Origin of the sequence: Brevibacillus sp. 1238 (assembly GCF_029892995.1) — a bacterium.
Classification (GTDB): domain Bacteria; phylum Bacillota; class Bacilli; order Brevibacillales; family Brevibacillaceae; genus Brevibacillus; species Brevibacillus parabrevis.
This window is the reverse complement of the sequence record NZ_JARXWC010000008.1, coordinates 94,082-113,709: the sequence shown is the minus strand read 5'-3', so window position 1 is coordinate 113,709 and position 19,628 is coordinate 94,082. Positions and strand designations below refer to the sequence as shown.

At 49.5% G+C, this 19,628-nt stretch carries 18 protein-coding genes and 1 pseudogene; 8 read left to right on the top strand and 11 right to left on the bottom strand.

What is annotated here, in order from left to right; translation table 11 throughout:
• Positions 1 to 188: 188 nt before the first annotated feature.
• From M2298_RS18770 to M2298_RS18760, 3 genes and pseudogenes are all read left to right on the top strand, one after another.
• Positions 189 to 2,444, top strand: a complete 2,256-nt coding sequence (locus M2298_RS18770) for an ATP-binding cassette domain-containing protein (RefSeq protein WP_280648873.1) — start codon at positions 189 to 191, stop codon at positions 2,442 to 2,444.
• A gap of 103 nt (positions 2,445 to 2,547) precedes the next feature.
• The gene (locus M2298_RS18765) at positions 2,548 to 3,048 is read left to right on the top strand and encodes a DinB family protein (protein WP_122966500.1); all 501 of its coding nucleotides are present in this window, start codon (positions 2,548 to 2,550) and stop codon (positions 3,046 to 3,048) included.
• A 39-nt stretch (positions 3,049 to 3,087) separates the two neighbouring features.
• Positions 3,088 to 3,360: pseudogene (locus tag M2298_RS18760) on the top strand (phosphoenolpyruvate synthase); the annotation flags it as partial.
• Positions 3,361 to 3,509: 149 nt separating this feature from the next.
• On the opposite strand, the gene M2298_RS18755 reads toward M2298_RS18760, so the two are convergent.
• Positions 3,510 to 4,055 (bottom strand): TetR/AcrR family transcriptional regulator, encoded by a 546-nt coding sequence (locus tag M2298_RS18755; RefSeq protein WP_122966501.1) that lies wholly within the window; start codon positions 4,053 to 4,055, stop codon positions 3,510 to 3,512.
• 189 nt (positions 4,056 to 4,244) lie between these two features.
• Here M2298_RS18755 and M2298_RS18750 point away from each other — a divergent pair, with 189 nt between their 5' ends.
• The 5 genes from M2298_RS18750 to M2298_RS18730 all read left to right on the top strand — a co-directional run bounded on the left by M2298_RS18750 (position 4,245) and on the right by M2298_RS18730 (position 10,815).
• Positions 4,245 to 5,285 carry an NAD(P)-dependent alcohol dehydrogenase gene (locus M2298_RS18750; protein ID WP_280648872.1) on the top strand — a complete coding sequence of 347 codons (1,041 nt, stop codon included), beginning with the start codon at positions 4,245 to 4,247 and terminating at the stop codon, positions 5,283 to 5,285.
• Positions 5,286 to 5,395: 110 nt separating this feature from the next.
• Positions 5,396 to 6,565, top strand: a complete 1,170-nt coding sequence (locus M2298_RS18745) for an MFS transporter (protein WP_280648871.1) — start codon at positions 5,396 to 5,398, stop codon at positions 6,563 to 6,565.
• Positions 6,566 to 6,792: 227 nt separating this feature from the next.
• Entirely contained in the window at positions 6,793 to 8,550 is a 1,758-nt protein-coding gene (locus tag M2298_RS18740) for a Rieske (2Fe-2S) protein (RefSeq protein ID WP_122966503.1), read from the top strand.
• A 244-nt stretch (positions 8,551 to 8,794) separates the two neighbouring features.
• Entirely contained in the window at positions 8,795 to 9,991 is a 1,197-nt protein-coding gene (locus M2298_RS18735; protein WP_122966504.1) for an NAD(P)/FAD-dependent oxidoreductase, read from the top strand.
• 44 nt (positions 9,992 to 10,035) lie between these two features.
• Positions 10,036 to 10,815, top strand: coding sequence for a sigma factor (locus tag M2298_RS18730; protein WP_280648870.1), 780 nt, complete (start codon positions 10,036 to 10,038; stop codon positions 10,813 to 10,815).
• 918 nt (positions 10,816 to 11,733) lie between these two features.
• Here M2298_RS18730 and M2298_RS18725 read toward each other — a convergent pair.
• From M2298_RS18725 to M2298_RS18680, 10 genes are all read right to left on the bottom strand, one after another.
• Complete coding sequence (locus tag M2298_RS18725) at positions 11,734 to 11,862, bottom strand: hypothetical protein (protein ID WP_256436837.1); 129 nt, start codon at positions 11,860 to 11,862, stop codon at positions 11,734 to 11,736.
• A gap of 582 nt (positions 11,863 to 12,444) precedes the next feature.
• Positions 12,445 to 13,137 carry a DUF4241 domain-containing protein gene (locus tag M2298_RS18720; protein ID WP_280648869.1) on the bottom strand — a complete coding sequence of 231 codons (693 nt, stop codon included), beginning with the start codon at positions 13,135 to 13,137 and terminating at the stop codon, positions 12,445 to 12,447.
• Positions 13,138 to 13,244: 107 nt separating this feature from the next.
• The gene (gene deoD, locus M2298_RS18715; RefSeq protein ID WP_122966507.1) at positions 13,245 to 13,952 is read right to left on the bottom strand and encodes a purine-nucleoside phosphorylase; all 708 of its coding nucleotides are present in this window, start codon (positions 13,950 to 13,952) and stop codon (positions 13,245 to 13,247) included.
• Between the two features lie 124 nt (positions 13,953 to 14,076).
• The gene (locus M2298_RS18710) at positions 14,077 to 14,865 is read right to left on the bottom strand and encodes a glycosyltransferase family A protein (protein WP_229049679.1); all 789 of its coding nucleotides are present in this window, start codon (positions 14,863 to 14,865) and stop codon (positions 14,077 to 14,079) included.
• Positions 14,795 to 15,682: a glycosyltransferase family 2 protein gene (locus M2298_RS18705; RefSeq protein WP_217020917.1), complete on the bottom strand. Its 888-nt coding sequence runs from the start codon at positions 15,680 to 15,682 to the stop codon at positions 14,795 to 14,797. Before M2298_RS18705 ends, M2298_RS18710 begins: the two co-directional genes overlap by 71 nt.
• Positions 15,683 to 15,861: 179 nt before the next feature.
• Positions 15,862 to 17,085: a D-alanyl-D-alanine carboxypeptidase family protein gene (locus tag M2298_RS18700; RefSeq protein WP_280648867.1), complete on the bottom strand. Its 1,224-nt coding sequence runs from the start codon at positions 17,083 to 17,085 to the stop codon at positions 15,862 to 15,864.
• An 83-nt stretch (positions 17,086 to 17,168) separates the two neighbouring features.
• Positions 17,169 to 17,984: a GTP pyrophosphokinase gene (locus tag M2298_RS18695; protein WP_122966511.1), complete on the bottom strand. Its 816-nt coding sequence runs from the start codon at positions 17,982 to 17,984 to the stop codon at positions 17,169 to 17,171.
• A 15-nt stretch (positions 17,985 to 17,999) separates the two neighbouring features.
• On the bottom strand, positions 18,000 to 18,875 hold the full coding sequence (locus M2298_RS18690; RefSeq protein WP_122966512.1) for a M23 family metallopeptidase: 876 nt from the start codon (positions 18,873 to 18,875) through the stop codon (positions 18,000 to 18,002).
• A 101-nt stretch (positions 18,876 to 18,976) separates the two neighbouring features.
• A complete protein-coding gene (locus M2298_RS18685; protein ID WP_063231451.1) occupies positions 18,977 to 19,234 on the bottom strand; it encodes a hypothetical protein in 258 nt (85 codons plus the stop codon).
• Between the two features lie 190 nt (positions 19,235 to 19,424).
• Positions 19,425 to 19,625 (bottom strand): alpha/beta-type small acid-soluble spore protein, encoded by a 201-nt coding sequence (locus M2298_RS18680; protein WP_005836264.1) that lies wholly within the window; start codon positions 19,623 to 19,625, stop codon positions 19,425 to 19,427.
• Positions 19,626 to 19,628: the final 3 nt, after the last annotated feature.

The window sequence follows — 19,628 nt, the reverse complement described above, 5'->3', positions numbered from 1 at the left end:
GGACGACCCTTTTTCCAGGGTCGTTTTTTCTGTGCACAGGAAAAGCAGCTTTGTCCGAGCCAGGCACATGACCGATCTTCCCGGCGAGAAAAACAACAAGACAAACGCGTCTTGCTCGACTATACACACCCAAGAAATGGTACAATGAGAAGATGAGCAAAAAGGAAACGATCGGGAGGGTGTTGCGCATGAGCGAAGCAAATCAGGAGTATATCGTCATCTCGGGTGCGCGAGAAAACAATCTGAAAAACGTATCCTTGCGCATTCCCAAGCGGAAAATTACAATCTTCACCGGAGTATCCGGCTCCGGCAAGTCATCCATCGTCTTCGATACGATCGCCGCAGAATCGACACGACTGCTGAATGAGAACTTCAGCATGTTCGTGCGCAGTTTCTTGCCGCGCTATCCCCAGCCAGATGCGGACGCGATCGAGAACTTGAGCATGGCCGTGATTGTCGACCAGAAGCGGCTAGGCGGGGGTTCCCATTCCACGATGGGCACGATTACCGATATTTCGCCGATTCTCCGTCTGCTTTTCTCGCGAGCGGGGCAGCCGTACGTGGGACAAGCGCACCTGTTTTCGTTTAACGACCCGCAAGGCATGTGTCCGGAGTGCAACGGGATCGGCCGCAAACTGGGCGTAGACATGAGCAAGGCCATCGACATGTCCAAGTCGTTGAACGAAGGGGCTATCATGTTGCCGGACTATAAAGTAGACAGCTGGGATTGGACGTTGGTCTTGCAGTCAGGCTCGTTTGATCCGGACAAAAAGCTCTGCGATTACACGGAAGAAGAACTGGAACTGCTGCTGTACGGCAAAGCGAGGAAAGTGAAAATGGACTTCGCCGGGAAGCTGACGAACATTACGGTCGAAGGCGTCATCGAGAAGTTCACCAACAAGTACATCAAGCAGGACGTGAAGACGAAGTCCGAACGCACGCAAAAAGCGGTGGCACCGTACATCTCCGAAGGTCCATGCCCGAGTTGCAAAGGCGCGAGACTCAGCCAAGCCACGCTCAATTGCCGGATCAACGGACGCAACATCGCGGAAATGTCCGCCATGGAAGTTGGACAGCTCATCCTCGCCATTCGCGAAATCGACGATCCCGCCGTTGCGCCGCTCGTCAAGTCGCTGACGGAGCGGTTGCAGCATCTGGTGGATATCGGACTGGACTATTTGACGCTGGATCGCGAGACGGACACGTTGTCCGGCGGCGAGTCGCAACGCGTCAAAATGGTGAAGCATCTGAGCGGCAGTCTGGTGGATGTCACGTACATTTTCGACGAGCCGAGCGTCGGCTTGCACCCGCGGGATGTACACCGCCTGAACGGATTGCTGCAAAAGCTGCGCGACAAGGGCAACACCGTCATTGTCGTCGAGCACGATCCCGATGTGATCAAAGTGGCGGATCATATCGTCGACGTCGGGCCTCACGCCGGAAGCCGCGGCGGTACGATTATATATGAAGGAAGCTATCAGGGACTGCTTGCGTCCGGTACACTGACAGGGACCCATATGAAACGCCCCCTCCAGTTGAAAAGCGATTGCAGACAGCCGTCTGGCAAACTGTCCATCAAGGACGCTACGCTGCACAATTTGCAAAATGTGAGTGTCGATATTCCGACCGGAGTGCTGACCGTCGTGACAGGCGTGGCCGGATCAGGCAAAAGCACCTTGATTAACGAAATTTTCCTCAGCCAGCACCCAGATGCCATCGTCATCGACCAATCGGCGATAGGCGTATCCACGCGCTCGAATCCTGCGACCTACACAGGGATTATGGACGATGTGCGCAAGGCGTTTGCTTCCGCGAACAAAGTCAATCAAAGCTTGTTCAGCTTCAACTCCAAAGGAGCTTGCGAGAACTGCCAAGGGCTGGGCGTTGTGTACACCGACCTCGCCTTCCTCGACAGTGTGAAGCTGCCATGCGAAGTGTGCGGCGGGAAACGGTTCAAGGAAGAAGTGCTCGCCTACAAGCTGAACGGCAAGTCCATCGCAGAAGTGCTGGAGATGACGGTAGAGCAGGCGCTGGAGTTTTTCGAGCTAAAAGAAGTCGTGCGCAAGCTGCAGGCGATGAGCGATGTAGGTCTGAACTACATCACACTGGGACAGCCGCTCAGCACGCTATCAGGCGGGGAATGCCAGCGCATCAAGCTGGCAAGCGAGCTGCACAAGAAGGGGAGCATTTACGTCATGGACGAGCCGACGACAGGTTTGCATATGTCGGACATCGGCCATCTTCTTGCGATCATGAATCGGCTCGTGGACACCGGAAATACCGTGATTGTCATTGAACATAACCTCGACGTGATCAGCCAGGCGGACTGGATTATCGATATGGGGCCGGACGGCGGCAGCAAGGGCGGCCAGGTAGTGTTTGAGGGCACACCGGAGCAAATCGTCGAAGCGGAGCAGTCGATCACAGGTAAATATTTGAGGTAGTGTATAAAACAAAAAGGAGCAGGGAGAAGCAAGCCCTGTTCCTAAATGATTCCCACTTGTCCAACTTTGTAGTATGCTTGCCAAACAGGGAGGAGATGAATATATGACAAAACAACTGATCTTTGGCGACGCTATGCGCGAGCTGACTGCTACGCGCCGTATTTTGGAGCGCTTGCCCGAGGAACATCTGGACTGGAAGCCGCACGAGAAATCGATGACTTTGGGCGGACTTGCTACACACCTGGTCAACTTGCTGAACTGGCAACTCGCGATTTTGCAATACCCGCAGTTTGACCTTGCGACGGTACCGCTGCAGCGGGAGGCTTTGCAACGACGAGAGGAATTTCTGGAGGAGTTCGACGGGAACATCGGCAAGCTGGAAAAGCTGCTGGACGAATGCGACGAGAAATGGCTCAGCGAAGAGTGGACGTTGAGCCACGGCGATCATATCATCTTCTGTCAACCGCGTGCGATCGCGCTTCGCACTTTCGGCTTGAGTCATATGGTTCATCATCGTGCCCAGCTCGGGGTTTACTTGCGACTGCTCGACGTTCCGGTGCCTGGTTTTTACGGCCCTTCGGCTGATGAGCAAAACGGAGCTTGAACCAACCAACTGTAAGTGAGAGCTGAGCCTGGACAATCACTGGAGCGATTGAAGCAATTGCCGGATGGTGAACAAAAAGCGGGCGAAACAAAACGCATGATCGACCTGCTTCGCCAGTTTATCGGCTATCGGGAATATCCAAAATACGGCATAGTCAGGCGCTATTTTGTGTATAAACAGGCTTTGCTGAAAGAAGCCGAACAGCTCGTACAAGCTGGCGTGATTCGTGAAACAGAAGATATGTACTACCTTACGTTTACAGAACTGCACGAAGCCGTACGCACAAACAAGCTTGATTACCGGATCATCAGCACGCCGCATTCGCGTGAATGGGACGGAAGGGTATATTGAAATAGTGTAGTTGACTTAAAAAAAGGTATTCAGGTGCGCATAAGTACGCCTCTGAGTACCTTTTTATTTTCCGATGCGTTGAATGCAGGAGCACGTTAGGGCGTTCACAATTATAGCGTTCTCTCTAACAGTGCTCCCACTTTTTTAGCCATGGCTTTGGGAGGGTAAGGCATTCCATTTTTTATCCACCATTCTATTACACCTACATAAGCGTTCCCGGCGTATTGCAAGACAACATCTTCACTAAAATCCGGATTTCTCCTGCTTTCTGTGTCAATCTCACCTTTAAATCCTTCGATAATCAAATCAAAAAGCCGTATGCGGAAAGAGGGCGCCCCTTTACTTGCTAACATCGTCGCAAAAAACACATAGTTTTTCTCAAAATACTCGAAGAAAGGTAAAAGTCCATTGCTCCAATCCAGCTTGCAAGCCCATTCGCCCATATCGCCCAGCTCATTCATGTGCGCCTCTATGAGTTTGTCTAATAAATCAAATTTATCCCGATAGTGGAGGTAAATGGTCCCTCGGTTTATGTTTGCCCGGTCGGCAATATCCTGAATCGTAATTTCATCGAAGTTTTTTTCAGCCATCAGTTCAATGACTGCCTTTTTCATCGCTTCCTGTGTTTTAAGAACTCTCCGATCTACTTTTGCCACCGTATTTTAACCAACTTTCTTAGATAATCAACATTTTCGATCGCTGTGTTGGAATATCAACAAATTCCGTGATTTTAACCATTGAATGTGCTTCCCTGACACCTATAATAATAGACATGAGTTGATTAAACAACTTGTTTTGTTTATGTAATCCAACACTGACCAGAGATGCAGAGGAGCGAAAAATATATGTGCAAAACTCATGTTCTAAGTGTCCCAAGTGCAAAAGCACCGTTTGAGAAGATTGTTATCGAAAGAAGACATCTTCGCCCGAATGATGTGCTAATCGATATTAAGTTTAGCGGCGTATGTCACTCTGATATTCACAGCGCTTACGGCGAATGGGCGAATGGAATCTTCCCCATGGTTCCGGGTCACGAAATCGCCGGAGTTGTAACAGCAATCGGATCGAAAGTTACGAAATTTTCTGTCGGTGATCGCGTTGGCGTTGGCTGCTTTGTTGACTCTTGCGGAGAATGCGAATATTGTCTCAGCGGAGAGGAGCAATATTGTACGAAAGGCGTTATCAACACGTATAACCAACTAGACTACGATGGTAATCCAACATACGGAGGATACAGCCAAAAAATCGTTGTAAAGGAAGGGTTCGTTGTCCATATTCCTACTGCTTTGAATTTGGATGTGGCGGCGCCGCTTTTATGTGCAGGTATCACCACGTATTCTCCCTTGAAGTACTGGAACGCTGGCCCGGGCAAGAAGGTTGCGATTGTCGGAATGGGGGGACTTGGCCACCTGGCCATTCAATTTGCGCATGCCTTTGGTGCAGATGTAACGGTTTTGAGTCGGTCGATGAATAAAAAGGACGAGGCCCTGGAATTGGGTGCAGACCAGTATTTTGCCACCAACGATCCCGCCACGTTCGCTGAATTGGCTGGTCATTTTGACCTCATATTAAATACCGTTTCTGCAAACCTTCCTGTCGATGCATACTTGTCGTTGCTTCGCGTAGATGGAACCCTTGTCAATGTTGGTGCGCCTGCCGAGCTTGATAAGTATCATGTGTTTTCCTTAATCATGGGCCGTCGCAGCATTGCCGGTTCGCTTGTCGGTGGCATTCGCGAGACACAAGAGATGCTCGACTTCGCCGCAGAACATGGCATTGAACCAAAAATCGAGATCATTCGCGCTGAACAAATAGAAGAAGCTTATGAGCGTGTTTTGCGCAGTGATGTGCGCTACCGATTCGTAATGGATATATCTACTTTGTAGTCTTTCATGATCCGAAATACATGTTCCCTAGGAAAAATGGGTTAGCCACTTTGCAGGTTAACCCACCTTTTGTTAAGGGCTTCCAAGCAATGAAGATAGGCGGTGTTTTTTTGGCTAAACGAAATCATTTATTCATTTTCATCTTAGCCATAGGGGCTTTCGGCATCATCAATACCGAAATGGGAGTTATAGGAATATTACCTTACATGGCTGATCACTTTCATATCAGTATATCTAAGGCCGGGTGGCTGGTGAGTCTCTTCGCACTTGCTGTATCCATCTCTGGTCCAACTATGCCATTGTTATTTTCGGGGGTAAATCGCAAGACGGCCATGTTGCTCGTCCTTGGTATTTTCGTGCTGAGTAACATTGTCGCTCTATTTACAACGAACTTTGCTATTGCAATCATTGCGCGAGTGATTCCCGCTATTTTTCACCCCATCTATTTTTCAGCAGCTTTTACAATGGCCGCCAGCTCCGTGCGCAAGGAAGAAGCGCCAAAAGTTGTTTCAAAAGTTTTTATTGGAGTATCTGCAGGCATGGTACTTGGTGTACCCATCGCAAGTTTTCTGGCCAGTGCCGTTTCGTTTCAAGTATCCATGTCCTTTTTCGCAATCGTAAACGCTATCGTCTTTATCGCGATATTCGTATTTTTCCCTTCCATGCCTGTTCAAGAAAGACTTTCTTACGGCGCTCAATTATCGGTATTGAAAAAATCAATTACCTGGCTTTCCATTGTAGCTGTCATTTTACTAAATTCCGCAGTATTTGGGGTGTACAGCTATCTTGCCGAGTATCTGAAAGCCGTTACGAATACCTCCGGGAATGTAATCAGCGTCATGTTAGTCATATTCGGAGGAGCGAACATCATTGGAAACATTATAGCAGGGAAGTTACTTTCTCAAGCTGCGATCAAATCTGTCGTATCGTTTCCTTTTGCGTTGGGAGCCGTTTACATTGTTTTACTTCTACTTGGACAGTTTACCGTACCTATGGCTTTCATTACGCTGATTTGGGGAATATTGGCTGGAATAGGGGCGAATATAAATCAATATTGGATTATGTCTGCAGCTCCAGAAGCACCTGACTTCGCTAATGGTTTATTTTTATCATCCGTGAATTTAGGAACAACAATTGGTACAGCGGCAGGTGGATTATTTATTTCCGAATTAGGTACCCAATACGTCGTATTAGTGGGATTTTTATCGTTACTATTGAGTCTGGTATTTATATTCATGAGAAATCATATGAACAGTCCTGCAAAACAGCAGTCTAGGTGAGAAAAAGGAGTCAAATCGTATGAGATATGCTCCCAACACTATCCATTTGGGACAACGTGAGATTGACTTCCGCTACGAAAGAAGCAGCTTGCCTAAAGGCGTCTGCTTCTTTTTACATGAGATGGATTTGCAATGAGTTTACTATACATTACAGATTAAAATGTTGACAAATTTAAAGGTCAGTGATAAATTTATTCGAAAATACAGAATATTAAGGAGGGCTCAACATGCAACAACCCCAAAGCCAGCCCTGGATCAACGCAGGTACACTGGCGTCGATTCAAGAAAAGGGCCACAAGTTAATCCACGGCGGGATCGCCGTGTTTTATCATGAGCAGCAGGTTTACGCGGTAGACAATCGCTGTCCGCACTTGGGATTTCCCCTGCATATGGGCAGCCTGTGCGACGGGATCCTTACCTGCCATTGGCATCATGCGCGCTTTGACGTCTGTAGCGGCGGAACATTGGACCCGTGGGCGGACGATGTTCCATCCTATGCAGTCAAAATTGAGAATGGAGTAGTGTGGGTAAATCCGCACCCTAAACAGGCGAACAGCATTGAGAAACATATACTTCGGTTGCAAGAAGGTCTGGAGCAAAATCTGGGGCTGGTGATTGCCAAAGCTGTCGTCGGATTGGTGGAAGCCGGCGTTCCAGCAGCGAAAATCATGCAGGTCGGCATCCATTTCGGTACCGTCTATGGAAGAGGATGGGATTCGGGGCTTACCATCCTGACCGCGATGGCCAATGTGCTGCCCAAGCTAGATAAGGCAGGGACGATCCTCGCACTCTATCAAGGACTGCTTCATGTGGCTCGCAACAGCTCCGGTGCCGCGGCGCGGCATCTGCTCAAGCCGCTGCCGGAGTCTGACGTTCCGTTCGAGCGGCTGACGGAATGGTACCGCAACTGTATCGAGGTTCGCGACACACAAGGAGCTGAAAGAGTGTTGCTCACAGCGATCCGCCAAGGGGCTTCCCTGGAGCAGATATCGGAAATGATGTTGATCGCGGTGACTGATCACTTTTATTTGGATGGCGGGCATACATTCGATTTCCATAATAAAGCCTTTGAAGCGATTGACCTTATTGGCGAAGAGCATACCGAGCAGACACTGACCTCACTGGTTCGGCTTCTCGCCAATCCGACGCGGAGCGAAGAACTTCATCAATGGCAATCGCCAGTGAATCTAGTCGCTCCACTGAAGGAAGTGTTCGCCCAGTTGGATAGTCTTCCTCTGGCCGCGCCTTATACAAATATTTCCGCAGAAGACGAGCAAAAAATGGTGAAGCAGTTGTTAAGCGACGAACCTCTTGAAACGGTGAATCTTGTGACAGAGCTTTTGAAATCCGGCGCACATCCGGCCCAGTTGGCCCAACTGGTTGCTTTGGCCGCGGCGGAGCGGATTGTTGGCTTCCATACCCAGAATGACTTCGGGGATTGGCTCTCCGTTTTGCATACGTTTACCTATGCCCACGCCGTGCACGAACGTTTGCGCCGCTCAAGCCATCCATTGCTCATCCGCGCCATCTACCACGGGCTAATCAGAATTTATTTGGATCGTTTTTTGAATATCCCTGCGGCACGCCGCCCAGATGGCTCGGCCGTACCAGCCGTCGACACTACTTGTCCAGAGCGGCTGCTGGAAATTTTGGATCAACGCCAGCAGGTGAAAGAAGCGGCGCGCTGGACAGCCGGCTACCTGCACGCTGGCGGCAATCCCGACGCCTTGCTTAACACTTTGGGTCATGCGCTTTTACGCGAAGACGCCGAATTTCATTCGTTTCAAATGTACGAAGCGGCGGTAGCCGAATATGACCGCTGGGCGATGCGTAGCGACGCTTTTGCCACTCGCGCTGGTGAAACGATGCTTCTGGCAGCAACCCGCTATTTGGCTGCCCATGCACCAACCCCGCGCGAACAGCCGCATATGGCCCAAATAGCCGTACGGCTGCATCGGGGAGAGCGGCTATTCGAAGAAGCGTAATCCTAACATGAAGCTTTGATTGAAGAGATGACTTACTTGTCATCTTTTTGTTCCTGAATACCTCTTTTATCTTCCAATTACATTAATGACGAAGCGACTAATGCCGGATTTTTGACTTCCACAACGGTCATTATTGTTCCTGTTCCCCAATTCCGGCCAAGCATGGCCCATTCTTACGTATTCGATGTCACAAGTCAGAGCCTTACGTTGTTATATGTGCAAAACGTTAAGGAGCTGAGGAAAGATGAACGACTTAACTTGCGTAATCATTGGAGGAGGCCATGTAGGTCTTCATTCGCTTAAAGCGATAAAGGAAGAAACACATGGAATGGTGAACGGACGTCGTCTTCGGTTTGTTCTGATCGACAAGCAATCCGGTCATATGCGCAAAATGCTGTTGTTCCGGCCGGCTGTCGGCCAGGAAGACATTATGGTTCCGTGGACACATTATTCGTTCTCAGAAGGTGTCGAATTCGTTCAAGGCAAGGTTACGTCCGTGGACAGCGGGGCAAAACAGATTCAATATGAAGATACGCATGGTAATCATGCTCTCATGCCATATGATATTCTGGTCGTGGCGGTCGGGAGCATCGTTCGGAGACCGGAACCTGATCGGGGCGGCATCGCCTTGACCGATCCGCTAGCTGCGGCGGCCATCCGGGAACGCTGGCATGCTAACTTGCGGAAGGCAGTTAGTGAGATGAATCCTGAGGAACGAAAGAGATTGATGTCGATCGCGGTTGCGGGCGCGGGCATCAGCGGCGTTGAGACATCTGCCGAGCTGGCGCTTGAGATGCGGAGAGAAGCATCGTCACTAGGGCTGAACCCCTCAAATATCTCTGTTTATTTGTTGAGTGGACAAAAACGATTGTTCATGGAAGGGCCCGAAAAAGTCGGGATAAAATTGGATCAGGCTCTCAGCAATTGCGGCGTAAAAGTTCTTTACAATCGTAAAGTGACAAAGGCGGAAGAAGATGCGGTGCAGCTCAGCAATGGCGACCGTCTGCCCGTTGGTCTATGTATCTGGACAATTGGTTTGATTCCGAATCCCGCCCTTCAAAGCATGGGATTGCCGCTTACTTCGGATGGTCAAGTGCTGGTGGATGAATGTTACCGCGTCCAAGGAGCGCAGGGCGTGTACAGCATCGGAGACTGTGCAAGAATCGTTGATCCGAGTAATGGCAAGGCGGATCTGATGAGAGCCGGAGAAGGTGCGCTGCAGGCAGATAAACTGGGGAAAATCGTAATGGCCGATCTGGAGGGCCGCCCTGCCCCGGTTCACAAATCCCCTAGCTCGATAATCGATTTCTTCTGTATCGGCTTAGGAGAAGATCGCGGGTTTGTATGGGGAAGAAAGTGGGGGCTTAATATGTTCATAACGGGAAAACTGGGGTGGAAAATCAGAAAACTGGCGTGGGACAAAGGCAGCATGCTACGCTAGCAAATAGATACCACAATCAACAGCCGAAATGAGTGAGATGATGGATGGAGGAATTGTTCGTTCAGTATAGAGCGCTTATGTTCACTCTGGCATACCAATTGACAGGTTCCGCAGCAGACGCTGAAGATGCGGTGCAGGACGTGTTTGTCAAGGCGTGCCAAGTACATCCCGAACGTCTAGATGAGCCTAAGGCTTATTTGTGCAAAATGGTAACCAATCGTTGCCTCAATCTGCAGAAATCGGCACGGAAGAAGAGGGAGTTGTACGTCGGTCCATGGCTCCCCGAACCGGTTCGGACGCCGACAGAGAGGACGGTCTTTGTCCTACGTGAGGCGCTAGGCTTCGACTACCCTGAAATTGCGGAACTGCTCGGCAAGCAAGAGGCGAACTGCCGCAAGCTGTTAAGCCGGGCAAGAAACAAAATGGGCATCGCCGAGGATGAGCAGGTTGCGGCCGAAGTAATCGAATTGGAATGGGTTAGCCGATTCCTCATCTCTCTGGAGCAAGGGAACGTTGATCATCTAATGTCGCTGTTGGCCGAAGACGTCATGTTCGTCGCCGACGGAGGCGGGAAAGCAAAAGCGTTCAGGCATCCGGTGAAAACACCCGAGCTTGTGGCTCGAGTTCTATTCGCCGGAATCCAGAAGTTAAGGTCCTATTCCCAGGGAGATTTCCGTTTCGAGGTTGTCCCTCTGAACGGGGAGACCAGCATCATAATCCGTTTGGGGAGCGAAACCGTGGCTGCAGTATTCATCCAACTCCGACACGGAAAGCTTACGCGAATCTATGCTGTACGTAACCCGGATAAGCTTGCCCAGGTTTAGGTAGTGAAATGAAATTTTCATAAACCATACAACAAACAGGAAACGTTAGATCGACAATACAGCGGCAGTCTATAACTTTATTTTCTCGTTCAGGCCTGCCGCCGTTTGAAATACTACTATAAATTGGACACATATACACAACGACTCTTTGGGCGAACACTTCTACGGTGTTCGCTCTCTTATATGGCTGTTCATGAGAGCGCTGGGTCTACCTGTTTACCTAACAATATCATTATTATTCAAGTCTGCATCGAATAGTATGTTTACAGGGAGGGGTAGGTTATACAAACACTATTGTCTGTCATCCGGGATTCCCAGAGCGTAGCGGGGGTTTTGGTCAATCGGTAACAAAACCATTAGGGGAAATTGGTGAGCAAAGGAAAGAATACGTATAAGAGGCATAATTAATGAAAAGAATCATCCAAAAATTTAATTATGCTAAGCACGATCAAAAAACAAAAGTTATAATATGGTGAAATTCAGTTCATGAAAATGCTATTTTATGAACTGAAATAGAAAAAACAAAAGAATGCATAACAACTTACCATTTGATTGTAATATTCTCATTTTTATTGATGCTACTCGAGTACATATAGGTATATTCAAGTAAATTGAGGTCGTGTCGTTAATATTAATAAAACTGTGTCACTCGACAGTTATAGCAGCATGTTTGTGTCGTCAAACAGTCACATAAACAAGTGAAAATTTGTGTCTTACACTAGGTATTGTTGCTATGTTTTTGTCAAAAAGTGGCCTAGAATAAAATGTTGCCATGTTTATGTCAATTATGTAGCTATGTTTTTGTCAACAGACATCAACAGACAACAGTCTCAACGATTTCTGCTCTTTTTATCAGTTTACATAATATATATTATCGGACTCAAAATAATATCAAGCAAAACAGCAGTGAAGAACCACCTATCCCAGCCGAAAATGACCAACCAGCACCAACAACAAGCTCAACTCAGGCCAACCGTACATAACCAGCCATTTGCCATACAGCTGCCACAAATAACCGGCATGATCCAAACTGTTTTCCTTCGACAAAATGCATCATCCGTCAAAGTCTCACATCAAATAGCTAATAGACGTAAATGCCCGGCATTGCCGATTTTCCGCTAGCTCAATAAGATTCATCCATGACAACAAATCCAAGCAAGCTTTCACAATAGCTTCAGTAGCCCCGAATCTGTGAAAGCTCTGGATCTATGAACCGTAAACCACAAACCACCACGCTCTAAGACATGTCCCTCAGACAACACCACAAAAATTCACCCACACGAAAAATAATGAAATATTTTTAAAATTATATATTTACATTTATTGTAAATTAAATTATAGTATAATCAAGATCACTATGACTAAAAAACACCACACTCACCTGGAGGTCTCGACATGACAAAAGTAAAAACAAAATCGACGGCAGCCACCACCTCTTCCAAAAAAAGATCCTACGAAGATACGCTAAATAACCTGGCCCACTACTTGGAGAAAAAACCAGGCAAACGAAAATAAAAACAAAGAGTGCCTGGCAAAAGCGGCACTCTGTTTGGCGTGAATCGAGGCTACGCCATCCTCTCTCTTCTCTTCCTTGCTCCACTACCTCTTGTCGATCCCCTCAGCCAATCGCTACTCTTCTTCTGGAGACTCCATCCAGCCTATCACGTAAAAATCCGTCAACAAGCGAACGATTTTCCCATCTGCATCGTAACCGATATAGCTTGCGTAGCTGCCATCGCCCCAGCCGGACGAAAACATGGCAATGTTTGCGCCATCCCCCATGTCTTTCACCAGCCAGTTCCGTGTGTGTTTGTACGTCTGATCCATTTCCTCCATCAATGTTTCGAAGTATGTATCATCCTGCTCCATTTTGCTCTCCAATTGTTTGCATGCCACTTCGTCCATAAAGCAGCCTGTGCCTGCGTCAACGCCGTAGCCAAAAAACTCATGAGGTGCGAGCTGAGAGACGTCCGAGTTTTCCCAGACCGCCATTTTCCAACTCACTACCGGCTTATCTGCAAACACAATCCGGGCCAAAGCGACGCGCTCATCCGGTTCCAATTCTTCCTCTGGCGACTTCGCTTCATCCAAATGCTGTACTTGTGCAATCGCGAGTTGAACCGGGAAGCTGCCTGTCGGGAATGTTTCCGTAAATGGTTCTGTTTCAAACATGACTAGCGGGTCATTGGCGACGATTTTTCCTGTTTGAATCTGGAGCTGGCCGATGTCTTGGCGGAAAAGGCGGTATTCATAGCCGTCCTGTTCCGTACGAAATCCTGCTGCAAATGCGCTTTCAAAAAAATCAGGATAATGCTCTCTCACACGTCATTCCTCCTAGCAAATCCATTTGGTATCGCTACAGAATGAAGCAACCCACTGTCAGGTAGTTGCCAGCGGGTTGTCAGTCTTCGCATTCGTTTCTTGCTTGTTTATTTCGTTAAAGCTGCGTCCAGCGCCACTTCGATCATTTCGTTGAACGTCGTTTGGCGCTCATCTGCCGAAGTCTCTTCTCCGGTCAAAATGTGGTCGCTTACGGTCAAGATGGACAAGGCGTTGCGCTTGTGCTTGGCGGCCAATGTGTACAGCGCAGAAGACTCCATTTCGACGGCAAGCACCTGGTAAGTCGCCAGTTTTTTGTACAGGTCAAAATTTTCGCGGTAAAAGCTGTCGCTGGTGAAAATATTGCCGACTTTGACTGACAGGTTGCGTTCAGATGCTACTTGGTAAGCTTTGTGCAAAAGTTCAAAGCTCGCTGTCGGAGCAAAGTCAATCTGGTTGAACAGCAAGCGGTTTACTTGCGAATCAGAAGAAGCGCTCATCGCGATGATGACGTCGCGCACTTTGATGTCTTCCTGGATCGCTCCGCACGTTCCGACGCGAATCAAGTTTTGCACGCCGTAGGACTCCATCAGTTCATTCACGTAAATCGAGATAGACGGAACGCCCATGCCTGTTCCTTGGACGGAGACGCGTTTGCCTTTGTATGTACCTGTGAATCCGAGCATGCCGCGCACTTCATTGTAGCACTCGGCGCCTTCCAGGAAAGTTTCCGCAATGTATTTGGCGCGCAACGGATCGCCAGGCAGCAAAATCGTTTCTGCGATTTGTCCTTGCTTCGCTCCAATATGTATACTCATAATCGCTTGCTCCTTCTCTTACAAAAAATTTCCTACCTGACTATCGTACTACAAAAACCGAACGATGCAAAATGAAAAATAGAGAGCGATACTATGGCAGCATCGCTTATTTGAACCGTGTATGTCATTCGTCTGGTTGCTGTAAAAAGGAGATGGCCTCCAGGTGATCTCCCAAGTCTGTCAACTTGCTTTGCGCATCGCGTTCCGGCGTGATTCGCTGCTCCTTGCCTGAAAGCCGCTCAATCCTCGTGCGGATAGAAGTCACGCGCAGTTCTTTTTGCAAAGCGATCGCTTGTGCTACGGCTGGGACGAGAAAATAGTGGGCACCGATCGAGGAAGCAGCTTCCCGCGTGATGGCAAAAGGAAGATCGTTCATCGACGCACCGCCAAGCTCACTGCGATTGAGCAAGCTATTGAGGAATTGTTTGGCTAACTGCACCGGGTACTGTTCTTCCTTCACCCTTACAGGTGAACAGGCGGCGTGCCGTACAGCAATATCACCGCCGCGATAGCAGGAACGGACAAACGGCTGAAGCTCGTGGGCGGCGACGATTTGCTCCGCCGCAAGAAACAGCCACACGTCGCCCGTCGCTTCGCGCGCTCCCACTGTACGCCACACATCTTCCCCGAGCGCAAAAGGATAGACGAAGATGCGCAAGGCGCTGCCAGAGTAGGAAAGTACCTGTTCCAGCGAGCGATCTTGACTGCCGTGCACGACGACGACGATTTCCAAGGGACAGAGCTTCTCAGCCTGTTTGAGCACCTTGAGCACCGTTTTTTCATCCTGTTCGACTCCGACGATAATGCTTAGTCTGCCCTGATTCTCCCATTTTTCCACATGGCTAATGCGGACGCCTTTTGCGTCTTTGCGCTCTCTTGCGGATTCTCTTGGTCCTTTCTTTCCGTTTGGCACCCCATCCATCGGCCTCCTTGTCGTCTGATTCCTGGTAGAACACAGAACGCAGATGCAAAAGTCCTGTTTCTTGCGCCAAAATCCGGTGTCGTTCCCCATCCGGCATGGCTCCGCGCTCATTTTTATCTTGGAGGAGCATGTGAATCGCTCGCGCATGTTCCTCGAATAAGACTGATTTTGGTTTGGCTAAAGCCTGACTTGGCGGCAATTGCTTTCGTGCGGAGCGCTCGATTGGCTCACAGGTGATGGCAAGACCTTTTTTGACGGCTTTCACAAGCGCCACGGCCGGAATGCACAAGGCTCGAAAGTCGATCGTCTCCAACGCCTTGCGGTTCAGTATGAACGGAGCCTTTTCCAACGAAGCCGAACCGAACTGCCGATGACCGAGCAACTGATTCAGGAAGGAAAAGGCGTAGCGGACAGAGCCCGGCTTCGTTTTTGCCTGTCCAAAGTCGTCTGCGCACATGACGACGTCATAGCCTTGCTGGACTTTTGTGATCCACTTTTTATAACAAGCCTGTGACAAGCCGTTTCGCTCGTCCAGAAAAAGCAGAACGCTTCCTGTGGCGTGCTTGGCGCCAATCGCCCGGCATTCGCTGCTGCTGGCATTGCTCTCGGCCGCAATCACTTTCGCTCCCCACACGTAAGATACAGAGATATCGTCCGCATGGGACTGCAACCCTGCGCAGACGATGATCATTTCCGCGCCAGGAGTCACTTGCTTTACAGCGTGAACCAAGCGCTCTACATTCCTGGCCTGGTCATGGGTCGGGATAATGACGGACAAAAGACCTTGTACATCGTGTGTAGCGTCCATCGGCAGTTCCCCCCATCGACAGAAATGTAAGGCTTTACCCATATTGTACGTTTCCCGGCAACAATAGGACACGGCTGCTATCCCCGCGCGTTCTATCCAAATCCGCATGCAAAAAAGCAGGACGATGGAAGCGTTGTCCGTCGCCCTGCTTTTGATTGCCTGCCTTGCATTCCCTTTTGTCAATTTACGCGGCGCTGCCAATCGCGCTGCCGGACTCGACGCGCTTTGCGCGAGCGGGCGATGGCACAGCCGATCAAGAACAAATTCATCCCCAGCCAGGCGATCAGCACGCTGTATCGCGCCACGGGAGGACTGTCGTCCAATGCTAACGCCGAAGCGATTACTGTCGGTTTCGGTTGCACAGGTGGATCGTGGCGCTCTAGCGGGTAGGAAACCGCAAGTGCCCCGGCCGTGACGGAGATCTGTCCGTCTGAAGCGAGCTGGACGAGCGGCTCCGTGCCTTTTGGAACAGTCGCATACAAATCATCCTTTGCCGAGTAAGTCACTTGGCTGTCACTGCCCGGTGACGACACCTCTGTGTAACGCTCTCCTTTGGCGGCAATTTGCTTCGTCTCATAGCCGTTCAACCCGAAATCAAGCAGCTTGACTACGTCTTTGTACGCATAGTTGCTTGAAGCCGCTTTCATCGTGACAGCGATCATCTCCGTATCGCCGCGTTTGGCAGAGCCAACCAATGTATGCATCGCCTGATCGGTAAAACCATTCTTGATCCCGGTTGCCCCGGGATAATCGCGCAGCAGCTTGTTGTGATTGATCAGCTCCGATTTCCATTCCTTCCCGTCCCATGGCAGGCGGTTGGTGCCGACGATTTGCCGGAAAATCGGATTTTTCATCGCGTACTGGGCGATTTTGGCCATGTCGGCGGCTGTCGTGTAATGGTTCGGATCGTGCAAGCCGTGTGCGTTGGCAAAATGAGTTTCTGTCACGCCCACTTTTTCAGCCAAGTAAGCGTTCAGTTCCTGGGCGAACTGCTCGGTAGTGCCGCTCATATGCTCCGCGATCGCAGTCGCAGCGTCATTTCCCGAGTGCATCAGCAAGCCGTATTCCAGCTTGCGCAGCGAGACTTGCTCGCCTTCTCCCAGGTAAACCCGCGTCCCTTCTTCAAATCTGGCTTTTTTGGAAACCGTGACGGTATCATCCGGATTTCCTTTTTCGATGGCGTAAATGCCGGTAGCGATTTTCGTTATGCTGGCAGGGTATAGCCTGACATGAGGGTTCTTTTCAAACAGGACTTGTCCCGTTGTCGCATCGATGAGGATGGCCGATTCGCCAAACAGTTGGTCTGGTGCAATCGCAGGCGCTCCCTCAGCAAAAGCCACAGGCACGTCGAGATTGACCATCACCGTGACCACAACGAGAAGGTACGTGAGTAGAAAGCGCATGTTAGTCTAAATCCTTTCCTTGCTTGTCGGGTGTTAACGTATGGCTTTTGACTATTTGACTGGATGACGCTCGGCTTTGGCCGTTATTTCAACCGCTTGCCGAGCAAATCGTGAATCATTTTGAACTTCGGATTGTCCGCAAAAGCTTCCTCGAAGCCGCTGACGTGCTCGCGGTACAAAGCTGCGGCAGACTCCAAATCTTGTTTGACGTAGAGCGAAAAAATTTCTTCCAGCTTTTCTTCAAGCGTCGAATCCACTTCCGCCGGAGTCAAAATCTCCTGGCGCAGGTTGTTCATCAACACATCGAGCTGATGGGTGATGACAGACGCTTCATGCAGCTGTTGCAGCACATCCTTCGGAATATTTCCGTCGTATTTGTAGCGCAGCTCGTGCTCGTTTGTCGCCCAGAAGTTCATGCCGAGTGTACGAATTTGGATTTCACAAAAAAGGGTACGCTTTTCGCTCCCGTGATATACGGTATAAGAAACAATCATATGGATACTGCGGTAACCGGAATCTTTCGGGTTAGCGATGTAGTCCTTGATGTCGTGAATGACGATATCTTCCCGCTCATACAACAACTGCTGTACTTCTCTGACGTCATCGACATAGCGGCAAACTACGCGCAAGCCCGCGATATCCTGAACTTCCTTGCCGACTTCCTCTTGCCAGTTGGCTTGCTGAAAATCGATTCCCTTCTCGTTCGCCTTTTTGATGAGACTGTCCACTTTTTTGACTCGCCCCACCACAAATTCAATCGGAGAATAGCGGCCGCTTTTCAAAAAGCCGTACTTGATTCCTTTCAGTTTGAGCTTCAATTCCTCTACTGCCTGTTCATACGGTGCCAAGAAATGGACCATATTGTTCAAGACTTTGCTTGGCACATGGGTACCTCTCATAAAAAACACCTCCAATTACTTCCAGAGGAAAGGTGATGCATCAAAAAACGGCTGCGGATTTACGTACGTATTGCCAATCAACATGCCGTAATGAAGGTGAGGGCCTGTAGAAAAACCCGTCGTGCCCATTTGCCCAATCACCTGACCCTGTTTCACTTCCTGCCCGGCCTTGACGGACAGCTTCGACATATGTGCGTAGATGGAAAACACGTTTAGACCGTGATCAATAATGATCGTGTTGCCTGTCAAATAAAGCGAGTCTGCCAAAACGACCTTGCCGTTGTTGCTCGCCCAGATCGGCGTTCCTGTTTTGTTCGCCAAGTCAATCGCTGCATGGCGATTGGCAGGCACTCCGTTGACCACGCGCTGGTAGCCAAACGGGGTTGTCAACGTTCCTTTCGTCGGTACGATAAATGGTTCGGTAAAGTACGGAGTCGCCCGTGAGCTTGCGCGAGCGGCGTTGATTTTTTTCTGATCGGCATCGATGCGGGCCGTATCCTGACGCATGGCATTCATTTGCTTGCTTACCGTCAGCTTGTCCACTTCGAACTTTTTCGGTTGAACCGTCACGGCAACAGACAGCTTTTTGTCTGCTGATTGCAGCTTGTAGTCTCCCGGCTTCACGTCAAATGGAATCGGGATAAATCGGGCATACTCGTTAGAAGAGGACTGCAAACGGTATGTTCGCGAAAAGAGCGTGACCGTTTGAGGCTGTTTGCTGCGCACCAAAATCACATCGCCGGGATACGTCTTGGCTGGCGTCACGCTAAGCGATGGTTGTTGTTTCTCTGCACTCGCGTAAGCGCCTTCCAGTACCTGGCTGTAAACGGTCGTTCCAGACGTGAGCGTCAACGCAACGACCATCATTAAACTGACCATCGATTGGAACATAAGCACGCTCCCTCCCATTTTCTAGTATAACAAAACCGAACTTGAAAGGAAAAAGAAAAAGAAGGCTATCCGACTAGCCTTCTCCAGTCACAGCAGCTTTTTTACAGTTTCTTCGTGTAGTCTGCCATCATGTCCATGATCGATTGCACCCCGGTCAGCATTTCGCTGGCCCGTTTCGTTTTTTGCGAGATGTTGTCAAAATCAAGCCGCCCTCTTTTGCGATCATTCCAGCGTTTGAACAATTCTTCCGCCATGCCGGGATTGCTCCTGACTGCCCGGACGCGCATGGAGTCTTCCACGACCCACGCTTCGAATTCAGGATTTTCCTTCAGAAGCTTTTTCACTTCTTTTTTCTTCATCGTCGAAACGTCACTCCTTTCGCATGTACAAACAAGAATAGAGAGCTGTTCGTTACACCATATGACTAGTCCGCGAATGTGCTTGTGTGTTTGCACCCTGTCTAAAAGAAAGGGCTGCAACGCAAAACAAGAGAGGCCCCGTAGAAGGGACCTCTCTTCATCCAGCTATTTACTTGTCCGAGCGATGAGCTTAGCGGCCAGCCATTTGTTGCTCAGCGAAACTTACCAGACGCTTCGTAATTTCGCCACCAACCGAACCGTTTTGGCGAGAAGTAGTGTCTGGGCCGAGATTTACACCAAATTCAGATGCAATCTCATACTTCAGTTGATCCAGAGCTTGGTTCGCTTGAGGAACTACCAGGTTGTTGCTGCTTCCGTTGTTGTTAGCCATGAT